Genomic DNA, 14,786 nt, shown 5'->3' on the forward strand with positions numbered 1-14,786 from the left:
GTACGTATGAGAAAAAAAACAATTGGCGAGGTTCTACGTTTAGCTAGAATTAACCAGGGATTGAGTTTAGAAGAATTGCAGGAAAAAACTGAAATTCAGTTGCATTTTCTAGAAGCTATGGAGGCAGATGATTTTGATCAACTTCCTAGTACCTTCTATGCTCGTTCTTTTTTAAGAAAATATGCCTGGGCAGTAGAGTTAGATGAAAGAATTGTTTTGGATGCATATGATTCAGGTAGTATGATCACTTATGAAGAGGTAGATGTCGATGAAGAAGACTTGTCTGGTCGCAGACGGTCAAATAAGAAAAAAACGTCTTATCTCCCCTTGTTTTATTTCGTTCTATTTGCTTTGTCAATTTTAATTTTTGTCACTTACTATGTCTGGAACTACATCCAAACTCAGCCAAGTCCTTCTTCAGCTAATTATAGTGTTGTGAGCTCGACTAGTTCAACCACCTCATCTAGTTCATCTTCTAGTAGTCAGACGTCTAGCTCGTCTTCTACTACGGAATCAACTATTACAGTGTCAGGCGAAGGAAACCGCATTGAAGCTCGGTATAAAACGAGTAAGGAAATCGCTACTGTTCAACTGGCAGTATCAGATGAAACTAGTTGGGTAAGTGTTTCAGGAAGTGAGCTGGAGGGTGGTGTGACACTATCCGCAGACAATAAGAATGCAAAAACAACAGTTTCAACTAAGAACCCCGTTACCATTACTTTAGGTGTAGTGAAGGGAGTTACTGTGACTGTGGACAATCAAACGATTGACACCTCGAAGCTGACAACTCAGACTGGAACTGTGACACTTACATTTACTACAGATTAAGGAAAAATCAATGAAAAAAGAACAAATTCCTAATGTATTAACTATTGGTAGAATTCTCTTTATACCTCTCTTTATTCTTATTTTGACTTTGGGCCATTCACAAGGCAGTCATTTGCTGGCAGCGATCATCTTTGCAGTTGCTAGTATAACGGATTATCTTGATGGTTACCTTGCTCGTAAATGGAATGTAGTCAGCAACTTTGGAAAGTTTGCTGATCCGATGGCCGATAAGCTGTTGGTTATGTCAGCTTTTATCATGTTGATTGAGTTAGGTATGGCTCCAGCTTGGGTTGTTGCTATTATCATCTGTCGTGAACTTGCGGTGACAGGCTTGCGTTTGTTGCTTGTTGAGACGGGAGGGACAGTTCTAGCAGCAGCGATGCCAGGGAAAATCAAGACCTTTAGTCAGATGTTTGCCATTATCTTTTTGCTCTTACATTGGAATTTAATTGGTCAGCTGTTGCTTTATATCGCTTTGTTTTTCACTATCTACTCTGGTTATGATTATTTCAAGGGTAGCGCTCATGTATTCAAAGGGACATTTGGTTCGAAATGAAATCGATTATTGAAGTAAAAGATCTGTCTTTTCGTTACAAGGAAGACCAGGATCATTATGATGTTAATAATGTCTCGTTTCATGTGAAACGGGGAGAATGGCTTTCGATTGTAGGTCATAATGGGAGTGGAAAATCGACAACTATCCGTTTGATTGATGGCTTGCTTGAAGCAGAGTCTGGGGAAATCTGGATTGATGGGCAATTGCTGTCCTCTGAGAATGTTTGGGACTTACGCCGTCAAATTGGTATGGTTTTTCAAAATCCAGATAACCAATTTGTGGGGGCAACTGTTGAAGATGATGTCGCCTTTGGATTAGAAAATCAGGGACTTCCTCGAGAAGAAATGAAGAAGAGAGTGGCTGAATCTTTGGAGTTGGTAGGTATGCTGGACTTTAAGAAGAGAGAACCAGCTCGTTTATCTGGTGGACAAAAACAACGGGTGGCTATTGCAGGAGTTGTTGCCTTGAGGCCAGCTATTTTGATTTTGGACGAGGCTACAAGTATGTTGGATCCTGAGGGACGCAGAGAACTGATTCAGACAGTTCAAGAGATACGAAAAGACCACCAGATGACAGTCGTCTCCATTACACATGATTTAGAGGAAGTTGCGATGAGTGATCGTGTCTTGGTCATGAAAAAAGGCCAAGTGGAGTCAACCAGCAGCCCAAGAGAACTTTTTTCTCGGAATGACCTTGACCAGATAGGGTTAGATGAACCTTTTGCTAATCAATTGAGAGAATCTTTGAGAGAGACTGGTTATCAGTTGCCGGATGACTATTTGACAGAAGGAGAGCTAGAGGACAAGTTATGGGAATTACTCTAGAAAATGTGAGCTTTACCTATCAAGAGGGGACTCCCCTATCTTCATCAGCCTTGACTGATGTTTCTTTGACGATTGAGGATGGCTCCTATACAGCTTTAGTAGGGCACACAGGTAGTGGGAAATCAACGATTTTACAGCTTTTAAATGGCCTATTGGTACCAAGTAAGGGTTCTGTTCGAGTTTTCGATACCGTCATTACCCCTACATCAACCAATAAAGAAATTCGTCAGATTCGAAAGCAAGTTGGTCTAGTGTTTCAATTTGCTGAAAATCAGATTTTTGAAGAGACTGTTTTGAAAGATGTTGCATTTGGACCGCAAAATTTTGGAGTTTCTGAGGAAGAGGCCAAGAAAATTGCGCGAGAAAAGTTAGCCTTGGTAGGCATCGATGAGTCACTCTTTGAGCGCAGTCCTTTTGAACTTTCGGGTGGTCAGATGAGACGTGTGGCTATAGCAGGTATGCTAGCCATGGAGCCAACTGTCTTGGTTTTGGATGAGCCAACAGCTGGACTAGATCCTCTTGGCAGAAAAGAATTGATGACCTTGTTTAAAGAGCTTCACCTTGCTGGAATGACAATCGTTCTGGTAACGCATTTGATGGATGATGTAGCTGCATATGCTGATCAGGTTTATGTTATGGAAAAGGGGCGTTTGGTCAAAAGTGGCAAACCAAGTGATGTCTTTCAAGATGTAGCCTCTATGGAAAAGGTACAGTTAGGTGTGCCTAAAATCACAGCCTTTTGTAAACGTTTGGCAGATAGAGGTGTAGCTTTTAAAAAACTGCCAATCAAGATAGAGGAGTTTAAGGAGTCGCTAAATGGATAGTATGATTTTAGGGCGTTATATACCGGGGGATTCCATCATTCATCGCTTGGATCCACGTAGTAAATTGCTTGCCATGATCCTGCTGATTTTGATTGTATTTTGGGCCAATAATCCTCTCACCAATCTCATTCTGTTTGTAGCGACAGGTATATTTATCGCTTTGTCAGGCGTTTCCCTCTCATTTTTCGTTCAGGGATTAAAATCCATGTTCTTCCTGATTGCTTTTACGACTCTTTTTCAGCTCTTTTTCATTTCAAGTGGAAATGTCCTATTTGAGTTTTCTTTTATAAAAATAACGGATTATGCTTTACAACAAGCTGGGATCATTTTCTGTCGTTTTGTGTTGATTATTTTCTTTTCAACCTTGCTAACCTTAACGACCATGCCTTTGAGTCTGGCAGCTGCAGTTGAAGCTCTTTTAGCACCGCTGAAACGCGTGAAAGTTCCCGTTCATGAAATTGGTCTCATGTTATCAATGAGTTTGCGTTTTGTTCCAACCTTGATGGATGACACGACGAGAATTATGAATGCTCAAAAAGCTCGTGGAGTTGACTTTGGCGAAGGTAGCATCGTTCAAAAAGTAAAGGCTATGATTCCAATTTTAATTCCTCTTTTTGCGACGAGCTTAAAGCGTGCAGATTCATTGGCAATAGCCATGGAAGCGCGTGGTTATCAGGGAGGAAAGGGTAGAAGTCAGTATAGACAGTTGAGATGGAGTCAAAAGGATACACTGGCAATTCTTGTGATTTTGGTACTGGGATGTTTCTTATTTTTCTTAAAATCTTAGCAGGTTTGTAGGATTGATAAGAAGCTCACAGTAGCAGGTTTTTAGTATAAAGGTAGGAATATGAACCGTTTTAAAAAATCAAAATATCTAATCATCGTTTTTGTCACAGTTCTGGCAGTTTCTGTACTATTAGTGACAACCTATTCAAGCGCTATTGTGACAAAACTAGGAGATGGAATTTCCTTAGTAGATCGAATTGTTCAAAAACCATTTCAGTGGTTTGATGCTTTCAAATCGGATTTGGGTCATTTGACACAGACTTACAATGAAAACGAAAGTCTAAAAAAACAACTCTATCAATTAGAAGTGGAGTCTAATCAATCAGAAAGTTTAAAAAATGAAAATGAACAATTACGTCAGTTGCTGGATATGAAGTCAAAATTGCAGGCTACAAAAACCATTGCAGCAGATGTGATTATGCGAGCTCCAGTATCTTGGAAACAAGAGTTAACAATTGATGCGGGAAGTTCAAAAGGAGCTTCTGAAAATATGTTGGCCATTGCAAACGGGGGTTTGATTGGTAGTGTTTCAAAGGTGGAGGATCATTCAACAACGATCAACCTATTGACAAACACCGAAAATTCAGACAAAATTTCTGTTAAAATCCTGCATGGTTCTACTGAAATTTACGGGATTATCGTTGGTTATGATAAGGAGTCAGAACTGCTTAAAATTAGCCAATTAAATAGTAACAGTGACATTAGCGCAGGAGACAAGGTGACTACAGGGGGGCTCGGAAACTTTAATGTTAAGGATATTCCTGTTGGGGAGGTTGTTGCTACAACACACAGCAGTGATTATCTAACAAAGGAAGTAACAGTAAAGTTAAGTGCTGACACCAAAAATCTTCATGTGGTTGAGTTAGTGGGGAATTAGCAATGAGACTGTTAAAACAAATTGGTATTTTCTTTTTACTCCCTTTTGTTGTACTAATTGATGCACATATTGGACAATTAGCGGGATCCTTCTTCCCTCACTTTCATTTAGCAAGTCATTTTCTGTTTTTATTTCTCTTGTTTGAGACAATTGAGGTTTCAGAATATCTCTATCTAGCTTATTGCGGTATAGTGGGTTTAGTGTACGATATCTATTTTTTCCACTTGATAGGAATTGCAACACTTCTATTTATCTTGATAGGAGCTTCGCTCCATAAATTTAATAGTGTAATTTTGCTAAACCGTTGGACAAGAATGTTAACAATAGTTGTGATGAGTTTCCTATTTGATATGGGGAGCTACCTCCTTGCTCTTGCTATGGGATTGACAGTAGAATCGATGCCAGTTTTCATCGTCTATAGCCTTGTCCCATCAATGATTTTAAACTTTTTATGGATGCTTATTTTCCAATATATTTTTGAAAAATGTTATCTATAAGAAAGAAATAAAAATGTAACAAAGGCGTAATATTTATTATGTCTTTTTTTGGTATACTAGTAATGTCTTAAATAGAAGGAGTATCTACACAATATGAAGAAAAAAATCTTAGCGTCACTTTTGTTAAGTACAGTATTGGTTTCACAAGCGGCGGTATTGACAACTGTCCACGCTGAAACAACTGATGAAAAGATTGCTGCTCAAGATAGTAAGATTAGTAATTTGACATCTCAACAAAAAGAAGCTCAAAAACAAGTAGATGAAATCCAAACGCAAGTTACAGCTATCCAAACTCAACAAACGAACTTGGAAGCTGAGAATGAAACTCTACAAGCTGAATCTAAAAAACTTGAAGGAGAAATTACAGAGCTCTCTAAGAACATTGTTGCTCGTAATGAATCTTTGGAAAAACAAGCACGTAGCGCACAAACAAACGGTGCTGCAACTAGCTACATCAATACAATTGTAAACTCAAAATCAATTACAGAAGCTATTTCACGTGTTGCAGCAATGAGCGAGATTGTATCAGCTAACAACAAAATGTTGGAGCAACAGAAAGCTGATAAGAAATCTATCGCTGAAAAACAGGTTGCAAATAATGAAGCAATCAACACTGTCATTGCGAACCAACAAACGCTTGCTGACGATGCACAAGCATTGACAACAAAACAAGCAGAGTTGAAAGTTGCTGAGTTAAACCTTGCTGCAGAGAAAGCTACTGCAGAAAGTGATAAAGCTACTTTATTGGAACAAAAAGCAGCAGCAGAGGCAGAAGCAAAAGCAGCAGCTGAAGCAGAAGCAGCTTATAAAGCACGTCAAACAAGCCAACAACAATCAGTTGTTGCTTCTGGAAATACAACACTTTCAGATCAAGTGCAAGCAACTTCAAGCTCTTCATCAGATGATGATTCAAGCTACACTCCAGCACCTGCACCAACTCCAACAAGACAGCGTCCAACATACAGTACAAATGCTTCAAGTTATCCAACTGGTGAATGTACTTGGGGAGCTAAGACATTAGCACCTTGGGCTGGAGATTACTGGGGTAACGGAGCGCAGTGGGCTACAAGTGCAGCAGCTGCAGGATTCCGTACTGGATCAACTCCACAAGTTGGTGCGATTGCATGTTGGAATGACGGTGGATATGGACACGTAGCGGTTGTTACAGCAGTTTCATCATCAACTAGCATTCAAGTATCAGAATCAAACTACGGTGGAGATCGTACAATCGGTAACAAGCGTGGATGGTTCAACCCAACTACAACTTCTGAAGGTTACGTAACATACATCTATGCAAACTAATGAATGAAACGAAGAGGCTCGATGTGAGTCTCTTTTCTTTTTTAGTTTTAAGTTAGACCAAAAACTATTAAAACCACTTGAAAATATGGCTAAAATGTGATAAAATGAAACTTGTCGTGTAAACGATAATACTCATTCTGGATGAATTGTGAAACTGTTGCCCTCGGGTCGTTTTGCAAGTTGAAGTCGAGGAGAGGAAAAAAACAAAAAGGAGAAATACTCATGGCAGTAATTTCAATGAAACAACTTCTTGAGGCTGGTGTACACTTTGGTCACCAAACTCGTCGCTGGAACCCTAAGATGGCTAAGTACATCTTCACTGAGCGTAACGGAATCCACGTTATCGACTTGCAACAAACTGTAAAATACGCTGACCAAGCATACGACTTTATGCGTGATGCTGCAGCTAACGATGCAGTTGTATTGTTTGTTGGTACTAAAAAACAAGCTGCTGACGCTGTTAAAGAAGAAGCAGAACGTTCAGGTCAATACTACATCAACCACCGTTGGTTGGGTGGAACTCTTACTAACTGGGGAACTATCCAAAAACGTATTGCTCGTTTGAAAGAAATCAAACGTATGGAAGAAGAAGGAATCTTCGACGTTCTTCCTAAGAAAGAAGTTGCACTTCTTAACAAACAACGTGCACGTCTTGAAAAATTCTTGGGTGGTATCGAAGACATGCCTCGTATCCCAGATGTAATGTACGTAGTTGACCCACATAAAGAACAAATCGCTGTTAAAGAAGCTAAAAAATTGGGTATCCCAGTTGTAGCGATGGTTGACACAAACACTGATCCAGACGATATCGATGTAATCATCCCAGCTAACGATGACGCTATCCGCGCTGTTAAATTGATCACAGCTAAATTGGCTGACGCTATCATCGAAGGACGTCAAGGTGAAGATGCAGCAACAGTTGAAGCAGAATTTGCAGCTTCAGAAGCTCAAGCTGACTCAATCGAAGAAATCGTTGAAGTTGTAGAAGGCGACAACGCTTAATTCATATAAATAGTAATTACCTAGGAGGGCGGGGCCTAGCCCAGCTCTCCTATTTTTAAAAAATATAGGAGAATCAAAATGGCAGAAATTACAGCTAAACTTGTAAAAGAGTTGCGTGAAAAATCTGGTGCCGGTGTTATGGACGCTAAAAAAGCGCTTGTAGAAACAGACGGTGATATCGAAAAAGCGATCGAATTGCTTCGCGAAAAAGGTATGGCGAAGGCAGCTAAGAAAGCTGACCGTGTTGCAGCTGAAGGTTTGACTGGTGTATTTGTTAACGGTAACGTTGCAGCAGTAGTTGAAGTAAATGCCGAAACTGACTTCGTTGCGAAAAACGCTCAATTCGTTGACTTGGTAAACGCAACAGCTAAAGTAATTGCTGAAGGAAAACCAGCGAACAACGAAGAAGCTCTTGCTTTGACAATGCCTTCAGGTGAAACTCTTGAAGCTGCATATGTATCTGCAACAGCTACAATCGGTGAAAAAATCTCATTCCGTCGTTTTGCTTTGCTTGAAAAAACAGATGCACAACACTTTGGAGCATACCAACACAATGGTGGACGTATCGGTGTTATCTCTGTAATCGAAGGTGGAGACGAAGCGCTTGCTAAACAAATCTCAATGCACATTGCTGCGATGAAACCAACAGTTCTTTCTTACAAAGAATTGGATGAGCAATTCGTTAAAGATGAGTTGGCACAATTGAACCACGTAATCGACCAAGATAACGAAAGCCGTGCAATGGTTGGTAAACCAGCTCTTCCACACTTGAAGTATGGATCAAAAGCACAATTGACTGACGAAGTAATCGCCCAAGCAGAAGCTGACATCAAAGCTGAGTTGGCTGCAGAAGGTAAACCAGAAAAAATCTGGGACAAAATCATCCCAGGTAAAATGGACCGCTTCATGCTTGACAACACTAAAGTTGACCAAGCATACACACTTCTTGCACAAGTATACATCATGGATGACAGCAAGACAGTTGAAGCTTACCTTGAATCAGTAAATGCTTCAGTAGTTGAGTTCGCTCGCTTTGAAGTTGGTGAAGGTATCGAGAAAGCTGCAAACGACTTTGAAGCAGAAGTTGCAGCTACAATGGCAGCAGCCTTGAATAACTAATAGAAAAGGAAGCAAATTGCTTCCTTTTTCTTTTGGTCTAGAGAGTAGATTCTGTATGAGTAAACAAAAAGCCCTTTAATAAGGGCTAAGTGCATTTAGGAGGCTACACTTCAAATTCATAGAGTGCTGTAGACAAATAACGTTCGCCGTTATCTGGTGCTAAAGCAAGGACTTTCTTACCTGTACCTAATTTCTTGGCAACCTCAATTGCCCCGTAAATCGCTGCAGCTGAAGAAATCCCAACAAGGAAGCCTTCTTTTCCACCAATTTCACGGCCAAGCGCTAGAGCATCATCTGACGTTACGCGGACGATACCATCATAGGCTTTTGTATCAAGTGTTTCAGGAATAAATCCAGCTGAGATGCCTTGAATTTTGTGAGGTCCTGGTTTTTCACCAGACAAGATAGCTGATTCGTCTGCCTCAACTGCATAAACTTGAATGTTTGGATTTGCTGCTTTAAGAGCGTGAGAAACACCTGAGATTGTTCCACCAGTACCAACACCACCCACAAAAGCATCTAGTCCATCAGAACCGAAAGCAGCCAGTATTTCAGCTCCTGTTGTTCTTTCGTGTACTTCTGGATTAGCTGGATTATTAAATTGGAGTGGAAGGAAGCCGTCACGTTCAGCGGCGATTTCCTGAGCTTTGGCAATAGCCCCTTTCATTCCTTCGCTACCAGGAGTAAGGACGAGTTCAGCACCATAGGCTTGGATAATCTTGCGTCGTTCCACACTCATCGTTTCAGGCATGACGATAACAACTTTATATCCTTTAGCGGCACCAACCCATGAAAGACCGATACCAGTGTTTCCACTCGTTGCTTCAACAATGGTAGCACCCGGTTTTAGAATACCATCTTGTTCCGCTTTTTCAATCATGCTAAGGGCAATGCGGTCTTTTACTGACGATCCAGGGTTAAAAGCTTCTAGTTTAACATAGACGTCTGCAGCACCCTCTGGAACAATATTGTTAAGTCTAACAATCGGTGTTTGTCCAATAAGTTCAGTGATATTGTTATAAATAGCCATAGATATACCTCTTTGTATAAGATGATACTAGTATAACGCGCTTAAGGCTATTTGTAAAATATAGAAATCCTATCAAAGTGATAGGATTTTTTTATATCAAAGGTCTAAGCCATTAATTTTTAATCGATTGTGATAAGCCAATTCTAATAAATAGGTGTAAAGCGGAAGGATGTCCGTTTTTTTAGGGAATTCAAATTTATGGAAACTCAGGTGCTCATTGTGTGCTTTTAGAAAGATATTTTCTAAATAAGTAATCGTAATCTCACTATCATCTATACCTGCTCCAGCAGTTTCCATTTCAACGTTGACAATGTTCATCAAAAAGAGTGACTTAACAGACGTCTTGCGACCAGTAGCACCTTGCTTATCTGTAAAAATAATACGGATATTTGTAAAGATGATTGAATCTCGAATAAGTTTATACCCGCTTTGAATTTCTTCATTCTCTAGTAGATATTGTCCATATTCTTTAATAAGAGTCTCTTTGTTTTCCTCGCTAAAATTTCCAGCAAGTCCTTGAATAAATTTTCCAAAAGCCATAATTTCTCCTTAATTTACACTAAGTTTACAGGGACTTCAACTTCTCGTAAACCTTGATCTGTCAAGGTAACCTTTCCATTAAAAAATTCCACAAGAGCAGCCTTGATATTTTCTTTCTCTTCCTTATCAACATAAATCATTGTATCAACTTGATCTGTAAAGTTTGTCTCGAGTTCCATGAGATTATGTTCTTTAAGGAAATTACCATACTCTTGGTATTGAGCGTAAGACATCTGAATGGCTATGCCAGCCTGTTCTTTGATTTCAATAATGCCAATTTCTTTAACAGCCAAGGCTACGCTACCTGCATAAGCACGGATCAAACCACCAGCACCTAGCTTAATTCCCCCAAAGTAGCGGGTCACTACCACACAGAGATTGGTTAGATTATGATTTTCTAAGACGCTCAGCATAGGGACCCCAGCAGTACCACTAGGTTCACCATCATCACTTGTACGCTTGATTTCACTGCGTTCCCCAATAATAAAGGCAGAGCAGTTATGTGTAGCTTTGTAGTGTTCTTTTTTGATTGCAGTGATAAAGTCACGAGCCTCATCTTCACTATAGACACGCTTGGCATGACAGATAAAGCGCGATTTTTTGATTTCTTCTTGGACCTGTCCATCCTCTTTAATAGTTCTAAATTCCATGATTTAATTGTACTAAAAAAATACCTAAAGCGCTAGATTTTTACGAATATTAAAGTATGAAAGTAAATCCAAACTATCTCGGTTGCTTGTTTACTGAGAAAGAATTAACGGAAGAAGAACGACAGGAAGCAGTGAAACTGCCAGCAATGAGAAAAGAGAAGGGGAAACTGTTTTGTCAACGTTGTAATAGTTTGATTCTAGAAGAATGGTATTTGCCTATTGGCGCCTACTATTGCAGGGAGTGTTTGCTGATGAAGCGAGTTAGGAGTGATCAAGCTTTATACTATTTTCCGCAGGAAGATTTTCCTAAGCAAGATGTTCTCAAATGGCGTGGTCAGTTAACCCCATTTCAGGAAAAGGTATCAGAGGGGTTGATTCGAGCAGTCGAAAAGAAAGAACCGACTTTAGTTCATGCTGTGACAGGAGCTGGAAAGACAGAGATGATTTATCAAGTTGTTGCCAAAGTGATTGATGATGGTGGTGCAGTTTGTTTGGCAAGCCCTCGAATTGATGTATGTTTAGAACTGTATAAGCGACTGCAGAATGACTTTGCTTGCGATATAGCGCTACTCCATGGCGAATCAGAGCCCTATTTTCGAACTCCCTTAGTAATTGCAACAACTCATCAGTTATTAAAATTTTATCATGCTTTTGATTTGTTGATAGTGGATGAGGTAGATGCCTTTCCTTATGTTGACAACACTATGCTTTACTATGCTGTAAAGAATAGTGTAAAGGAGGATGGATTAAGGATATTCCTTACAGCAACTTCTACAGATGAGTTAGATAGGAAGGTTCGCACAGGAGAATTAAAACGATTAAGCTTGCCGAGACGGTTTCATGGAAATCCTTTGATTATTCCTAAACCAGTCTGGTTATCAGATTTTAATCACTGTTTAGAGAAAAGTCAGTTGTCATCCAAGTTAAAGACCTACATTGAGAAACAGAGAAGAACAGGTTATCCTTTGCTGATTTTTGCATCAGAGATTAAAAAAGGCGAGAAACTAAAAGAAATCTTGAAGGAGCAGTACCCGAATGAGAATATCGGATTTGTGTCTTCTGTCACAGAAGACCGATTAGAGCAGGTGCAAGCTTTTCGAGATGGAGAACTAACAATACTGATCAGTACGACAATCTTGGAACGCGGGGTTACCTTCCCTTGTGTGGATGTTTTCGTAGTAGAAGCTAATCATCGTCTCTTTACCAAGTCTAGTTTGATTCAGATTGGAGGGCGAGTTGGGCGTAGTATGGACAGACCGACTGGTGAGTTGCTCTTCTTTCATGATGGACTAAATGCTTCCATCAAGAAGGCAATAAAGGAAATCAAGCAGATGAACAAGGAGGCTGAATTATGAACTGTTTATTATGTGGCCAGGCTACAAAGAGTGAGCTGACTTTTAGTAGTCTTTTCTTTTTGAAGAATGAGAGCAGTTATCTTTGCTCAGCTTGTGATTCTACTTTTGAGAAGATTGGTGAAGATCATTGTCCAAATTGTATGAAAACAAGGTCGTCAACTAAGTGTCAAGATTGTAAATTTTGGTGTAAAGAAGGAGTTCGTGTTGATCATAAGGCAATCTTTACCTATAATCAAGCTATGAAAGACTTTTTCAGTCACTATAAGTTTGATGGCGATTTTTTGCTTAGAAAAGTTTTTGCTTCTGTTCTTGCTGAGGAGCTGAAAAAGTATAAAGGTTATCAATTTGTTGTAATTCCCCTAAGCCCTGAAAGATTGCTTGAGAGGGGGTTTAACCAAGTCGAGGGTTTGGTTGAGGCAGCAGGCTTTTCTTTTAAAGATATATTAGGAAAAAGAGAAGAGAGTGCTAGTTCTTCTAAAAGCCGTTTAGAAAGGTTGGCTACTGAAATTCCATTTTTTATTAAAGATGGAATCTCACTTCCTAAGAAGATTTTGCTGATTGATGACATCTATACAACAGGGGCAACTGTGAATCGTGTGAAACGACTTTTGGAAGAAGCAGGTGCTTTGGAAGTTAAAACTTTTTCCCTTGTAAGATGAGGAAAAAATTTGCAAAATGAAAATGAAAGCGTTATAATATAGTTAGAAAAACAAAAATGTTTAGAAAGAAGGTACTTATATGATTAAATATAGTATCCGTGGTGAAAACCTAGAAGTAACAGAAGCAATTCGTGATTATGTAGTTTCTAAACTCGAAAAGATCGAAAAGTATTTCCAACCTGAGCAGGAGTTGGATGCACGTGTGAACTTGAAAGTTTACCGTGAAAAAACAGCAAAGGTTGAAGTAACAATTCCGCTTGGGTCTATCACTCTTCGTGCTGAAGATATTTCTCAAGATATGTATGGTTCTATCGATCTTGTAACAGATAAAATTGAACGTCAGATTCGTAAAAATAAAACTAAAATCGAACGTAAGAATAAAAATAAAGTTGCGACAAGTCAACTCTTTACAGATGCTCTAGTTGAAGATGCAAATGTTGTGCAACCCAAAGTCGTTCGTTCAAAACAAATTGATTTGAAGCCAATGGATTTAGAAGAAGCGCTTCTTCAAATGGATTTATTGGGACATGATTTCTTTATCTATGTAGATGTAGAAGATCAAACAACTAATGTTTTGTATCGCCGTGAAGATGGTGAAGTTGGTTTGTTAGAAGTAAAAGAATCATAAAATAGAATGTTTAAAGTGGTTTACACCAGTGTAAACCACTTTTGTATTGCAATATTATAAAAGGTATAAATGAGGGCAGTTATGAAAGACGTGGTGATTGTTTCTGCAGTACGAACTCCAATAGGCTCCTTTGGAGGAAGTTTGAAGAATGTTTCAGCTGTTGATTTGGGAGTGTTGGTTATTAAGAGTGCTTTGGAAAAAGCCAATGTCAAACCAGACCTAGTAGATGAAGTGATTATGGGGAATGTCCTAGGCGCAGGTTTAGGCCAAAACGTGGCTCGCCAAATGAGTATTCATGCTGGGCTTCCTGAATTTACACCAGCCTTTACCATTAATAAGGTTTGTGGTTCCGGTTTGAAGGCAGTGCAGTTAGCTGCTCAAGCGATTCAGTGCGGAGATGCAGATATTGTCGTGGCTGGTGGTGCAGAAAACATGAGCCAGGCTCCATATGTTTTGCCAAGCTTCCGTTGGGGTGGACGTATGGGAGATTCGAAAGTGGTAGATACCATGATTAAGGACGGTTTGTCTGATGCCTTTAACGAATACCATATGGGGATTACAGCTGAGAATGTGGCAGAAGAATATGGTATTAGCCGGGATGATCAAGATGCGCTTGCTTTGGAATCTCAAAAACGAGCAGTGGCGGCTATAGAATCTGGACGTTTTAAGGAAGAGATTGTTCCGGTGGTCATTCCTCAACGCAAAGGCGATCCTATCATCTTTGATACAGATGAATTTCCTAGAAAAGATGCTAGCTTGGAGAGTCTGTCTAAGCTACGTCCTGTTTTCAAAAAAGACGGTTCTGTTACAGCGGGAAATGCCTCAGGTATCAATGACGGAGCGGCGGCTGTCTTGGTCATGAGTGCTGAAAAAGCTGAAGAATTAGGACTTCCAGTCATTGCGCGCATTCGTTCGTATGCAAGTGCAGGTTTGGATCCTAAGATTATGGGATGTGGACCGATTTATGCGACCCGTAAAGCTCTTGAAAAAGGTAATTTGACAGTTGATGATCTTGACTTGATCGAGTCAAATGAAGCCTTTGCTGCTCAGGCTTGTGCGGTTGGGAAAACACTTGGTTTCAATACTGATATTGTCAATGTCAATGGTGGCGCGATTGCTCTTGGTCACCCAATTGGAGCTTCAGGTTGCCGTATCCTAGTGACTCTGGTACATGAGATGATGAAACGTGATGCTAAAACTGGTTTAGCTACTCTCTGTATCGGAGGAGGGATGGGAACAGCCCTCATCGTTGAACGTTAGGTGTTAGTGATCTGAACACGTGGGTAGGAGGGTGATGATCCCCTCCTCC

Annotated in this window: 17 protein-coding genes; 14 read left to right on the top strand and 3 right to left on the bottom strand. The window is 39.9% G+C overall.

The genetic code is table 11. The features are described from left to right. Nucleotides 1-6: 6 nt before the first annotated feature. The 10 genes from rodZ to tsf all read left to right on the top strand — a co-directional run bounded on the left by rodZ (nucleotide 7) and on the right by tsf (nucleotide 8,615). A complete protein-coding gene (gene rodZ / locus M1F63_RS00165) occupies nucleotides 7-828 on the top strand; it encodes a cytoskeleton protein RodZ (protein WP_049479387.1) in 822 nt (273 codons plus the stop codon). Between the two features lie 10 nt (nucleotides 829-838). Then, nucleotides 839-1,384, top strand: a complete 546-nt coding sequence (gene pgsA, locus M1F63_RS00170) for a CDP-diacylglycerol--glycerol-3-phosphate 3-phosphatidyltransferase (protein ID WP_000712149.1) — start codon at nucleotides 839-841, stop codon at nucleotides 1,382-1,384. After that, nucleotides 1,381-2,208: an energy-coupling factor ABC transporter ATP-binding protein gene (locus tag M1F63_RS00175; protein WP_084880312.1), complete on the top strand. Its 828-nt coding sequence runs from the start codon at nucleotides 1,381-1,383 to the stop codon at nucleotides 2,206-2,208. The genes pgsA and M1F63_RS00175 overlap by 4 nt, the downstream gene beginning before the upstream one ends. Beyond that, complete coding sequence (locus tag M1F63_RS00180) at nucleotides 2,193-3,032, top strand: energy-coupling factor transporter ATPase (RefSeq protein WP_084880314.1); 840 nt, start codon at nucleotides 2,193-2,195, stop codon at nucleotides 3,030-3,032. The genes M1F63_RS00175 and M1F63_RS00180 overlap by 16 nt, the downstream gene beginning before the upstream one ends. Continuing rightward, entirely contained in the window at nucleotides 3,025-3,819 is a 795-nt protein-coding gene (locus M1F63_RS00185) for an energy-coupling factor transporter transmembrane component T family protein (protein ID WP_084880316.1), read from the top strand. The genes M1F63_RS00180 and M1F63_RS00185 overlap by 8 nt, the downstream gene beginning before the upstream one ends. Before the next feature lie 60 nt (nucleotides 3,820-3,879). Continuing rightward, nucleotides 3,880-4,695 (top strand): rod shape-determining protein MreC, encoded by an 816-nt coding sequence (gene mreC, locus M1F63_RS00190; RefSeq protein WP_247940439.1) that lies wholly within the window; start codon nucleotides 3,880-3,882, stop codon nucleotides 4,693-4,695. A 2-nt stretch (nucleotides 4,696-4,697) separates the two neighbouring features. Next, on the top strand, nucleotides 4,698-5,192 hold the full coding sequence (mreD, locus tag M1F63_RS00195) for a rod shape-determining protein MreD (RefSeq protein ID WP_001237915.1): 495 nt from the start codon (nucleotides 4,698-4,700) through the stop codon (nucleotides 5,190-5,192). Between the two features lie 93 nt (nucleotides 5,193-5,285). Further along, nucleotides 5,286-6,494, top strand: coding sequence for a peptidoglycan hydrolase PcsB (gene pcsB, locus M1F63_RS00200; RefSeq protein ID WP_247940440.1), 1,209 nt, complete (start codon nucleotides 5,286-5,288; stop codon nucleotides 6,492-6,494). Between the two features lie 222 nt (nucleotides 6,495-6,716). Further along, nucleotides 6,717-7,496, top strand: a complete 780-nt coding sequence (rpsB, locus tag M1F63_RS00205) for a 30S ribosomal protein S2 (protein WP_049537932.1) — start codon at nucleotides 6,717-6,719, stop codon at nucleotides 7,494-7,496. Between the two features lie 78 nt (nucleotides 7,497-7,574). Continuing rightward, nucleotides 7,575-8,615: a translation elongation factor Ts gene (gene tsf, locus M1F63_RS00210; RefSeq protein WP_000808059.1), complete on the top strand. Its 1,041-nt coding sequence runs from the start codon at nucleotides 7,575-7,577 to the stop codon at nucleotides 8,613-8,615. A 103-nt stretch (nucleotides 8,616-8,718) separates the two neighbouring features. On the opposite strand, the gene cysK is transcribed toward tsf, so the two are convergent. The 3 genes from cysK to M1F63_RS00225 all read right to left on the bottom strand — a co-directional run bounded on the left by cysK (nucleotide 8,719) and on the right by M1F63_RS00225 (nucleotide 10,835). Further along, complete coding sequence (cysK, locus tag M1F63_RS00215; protein ID WP_001029453.1) at nucleotides 8,719-9,645, bottom strand: cysteine synthase A; 927 nt, start codon at nucleotides 9,643-9,645, stop codon at nucleotides 8,719-8,721. A gap of 96 nt (nucleotides 9,646-9,741) precedes the next feature. Then, the gene (locus M1F63_RS00220) at nucleotides 9,742-10,185 is read right to left on the bottom strand and encodes a PH domain-containing protein (RefSeq protein ID WP_247940441.1); all 444 of its coding nucleotides are present in this window, start codon (nucleotides 10,183-10,185) and stop codon (nucleotides 9,742-9,744) included. 14 nt (nucleotides 10,186-10,199) lie between these two features. Continuing rightward, complete coding sequence (locus tag M1F63_RS00225) at nucleotides 10,200-10,835, bottom strand: YigZ family protein (protein WP_247940442.1); 636 nt, start codon at nucleotides 10,833-10,835, stop codon at nucleotides 10,200-10,202. 56 nt (nucleotides 10,836-10,891) lie between these two features. Between M1F63_RS00225 and M1F63_RS00230 the strand changes: the two genes are divergently transcribed. From M1F63_RS00230 to M1F63_RS00245, 4 genes are all read left to right on the top strand, one after another. Then, on the top strand, nucleotides 10,892-12,190 hold the full coding sequence (locus tag M1F63_RS00230; protein ID WP_247940443.1) for an ATP-dependent helicase ComFA: 1,299 nt from the start codon (nucleotides 10,892-10,894) through the stop codon (nucleotides 12,188-12,190). Beyond that, on the top strand, nucleotides 12,187-12,849 hold the full coding sequence (locus tag M1F63_RS00235) for a ComF family protein (RefSeq protein ID WP_247940444.1): 663 nt from the start codon (nucleotides 12,187-12,189) through the stop codon (nucleotides 12,847-12,849). The genes M1F63_RS00230 and M1F63_RS00235 overlap by 4 nt, the downstream gene beginning before the upstream one ends. Before the next feature lie 79 nt (nucleotides 12,850-12,928). Continuing rightward, complete coding sequence (gene hpf / locus M1F63_RS00240; protein ID WP_000599111.1) at nucleotides 12,929-13,477, top strand: ribosome hibernation-promoting factor, HPF/YfiA family; 549 nt, start codon at nucleotides 12,929-12,931, stop codon at nucleotides 13,475-13,477. A gap of 81 nt (nucleotides 13,478-13,558) precedes the next feature. Then, nucleotides 13,559-14,737, top strand: coding sequence for an acetyl-CoA C-acetyltransferase (locus M1F63_RS00245; RefSeq protein WP_247940445.1), 1,179 nt, complete (start codon nucleotides 13,559-13,561; stop codon nucleotides 14,735-14,737). The last annotated feature ends 49 nt before the right edge of the window (nucleotides 14,738-14,786 follow it).

The organism is Streptococcus oralis (assembly GCF_023109155.1).
GTDB lineage: Bacteria > Bacillota > Bacilli > Lactobacillales > Streptococcaceae > Streptococcus > Streptococcus oralis_BZ.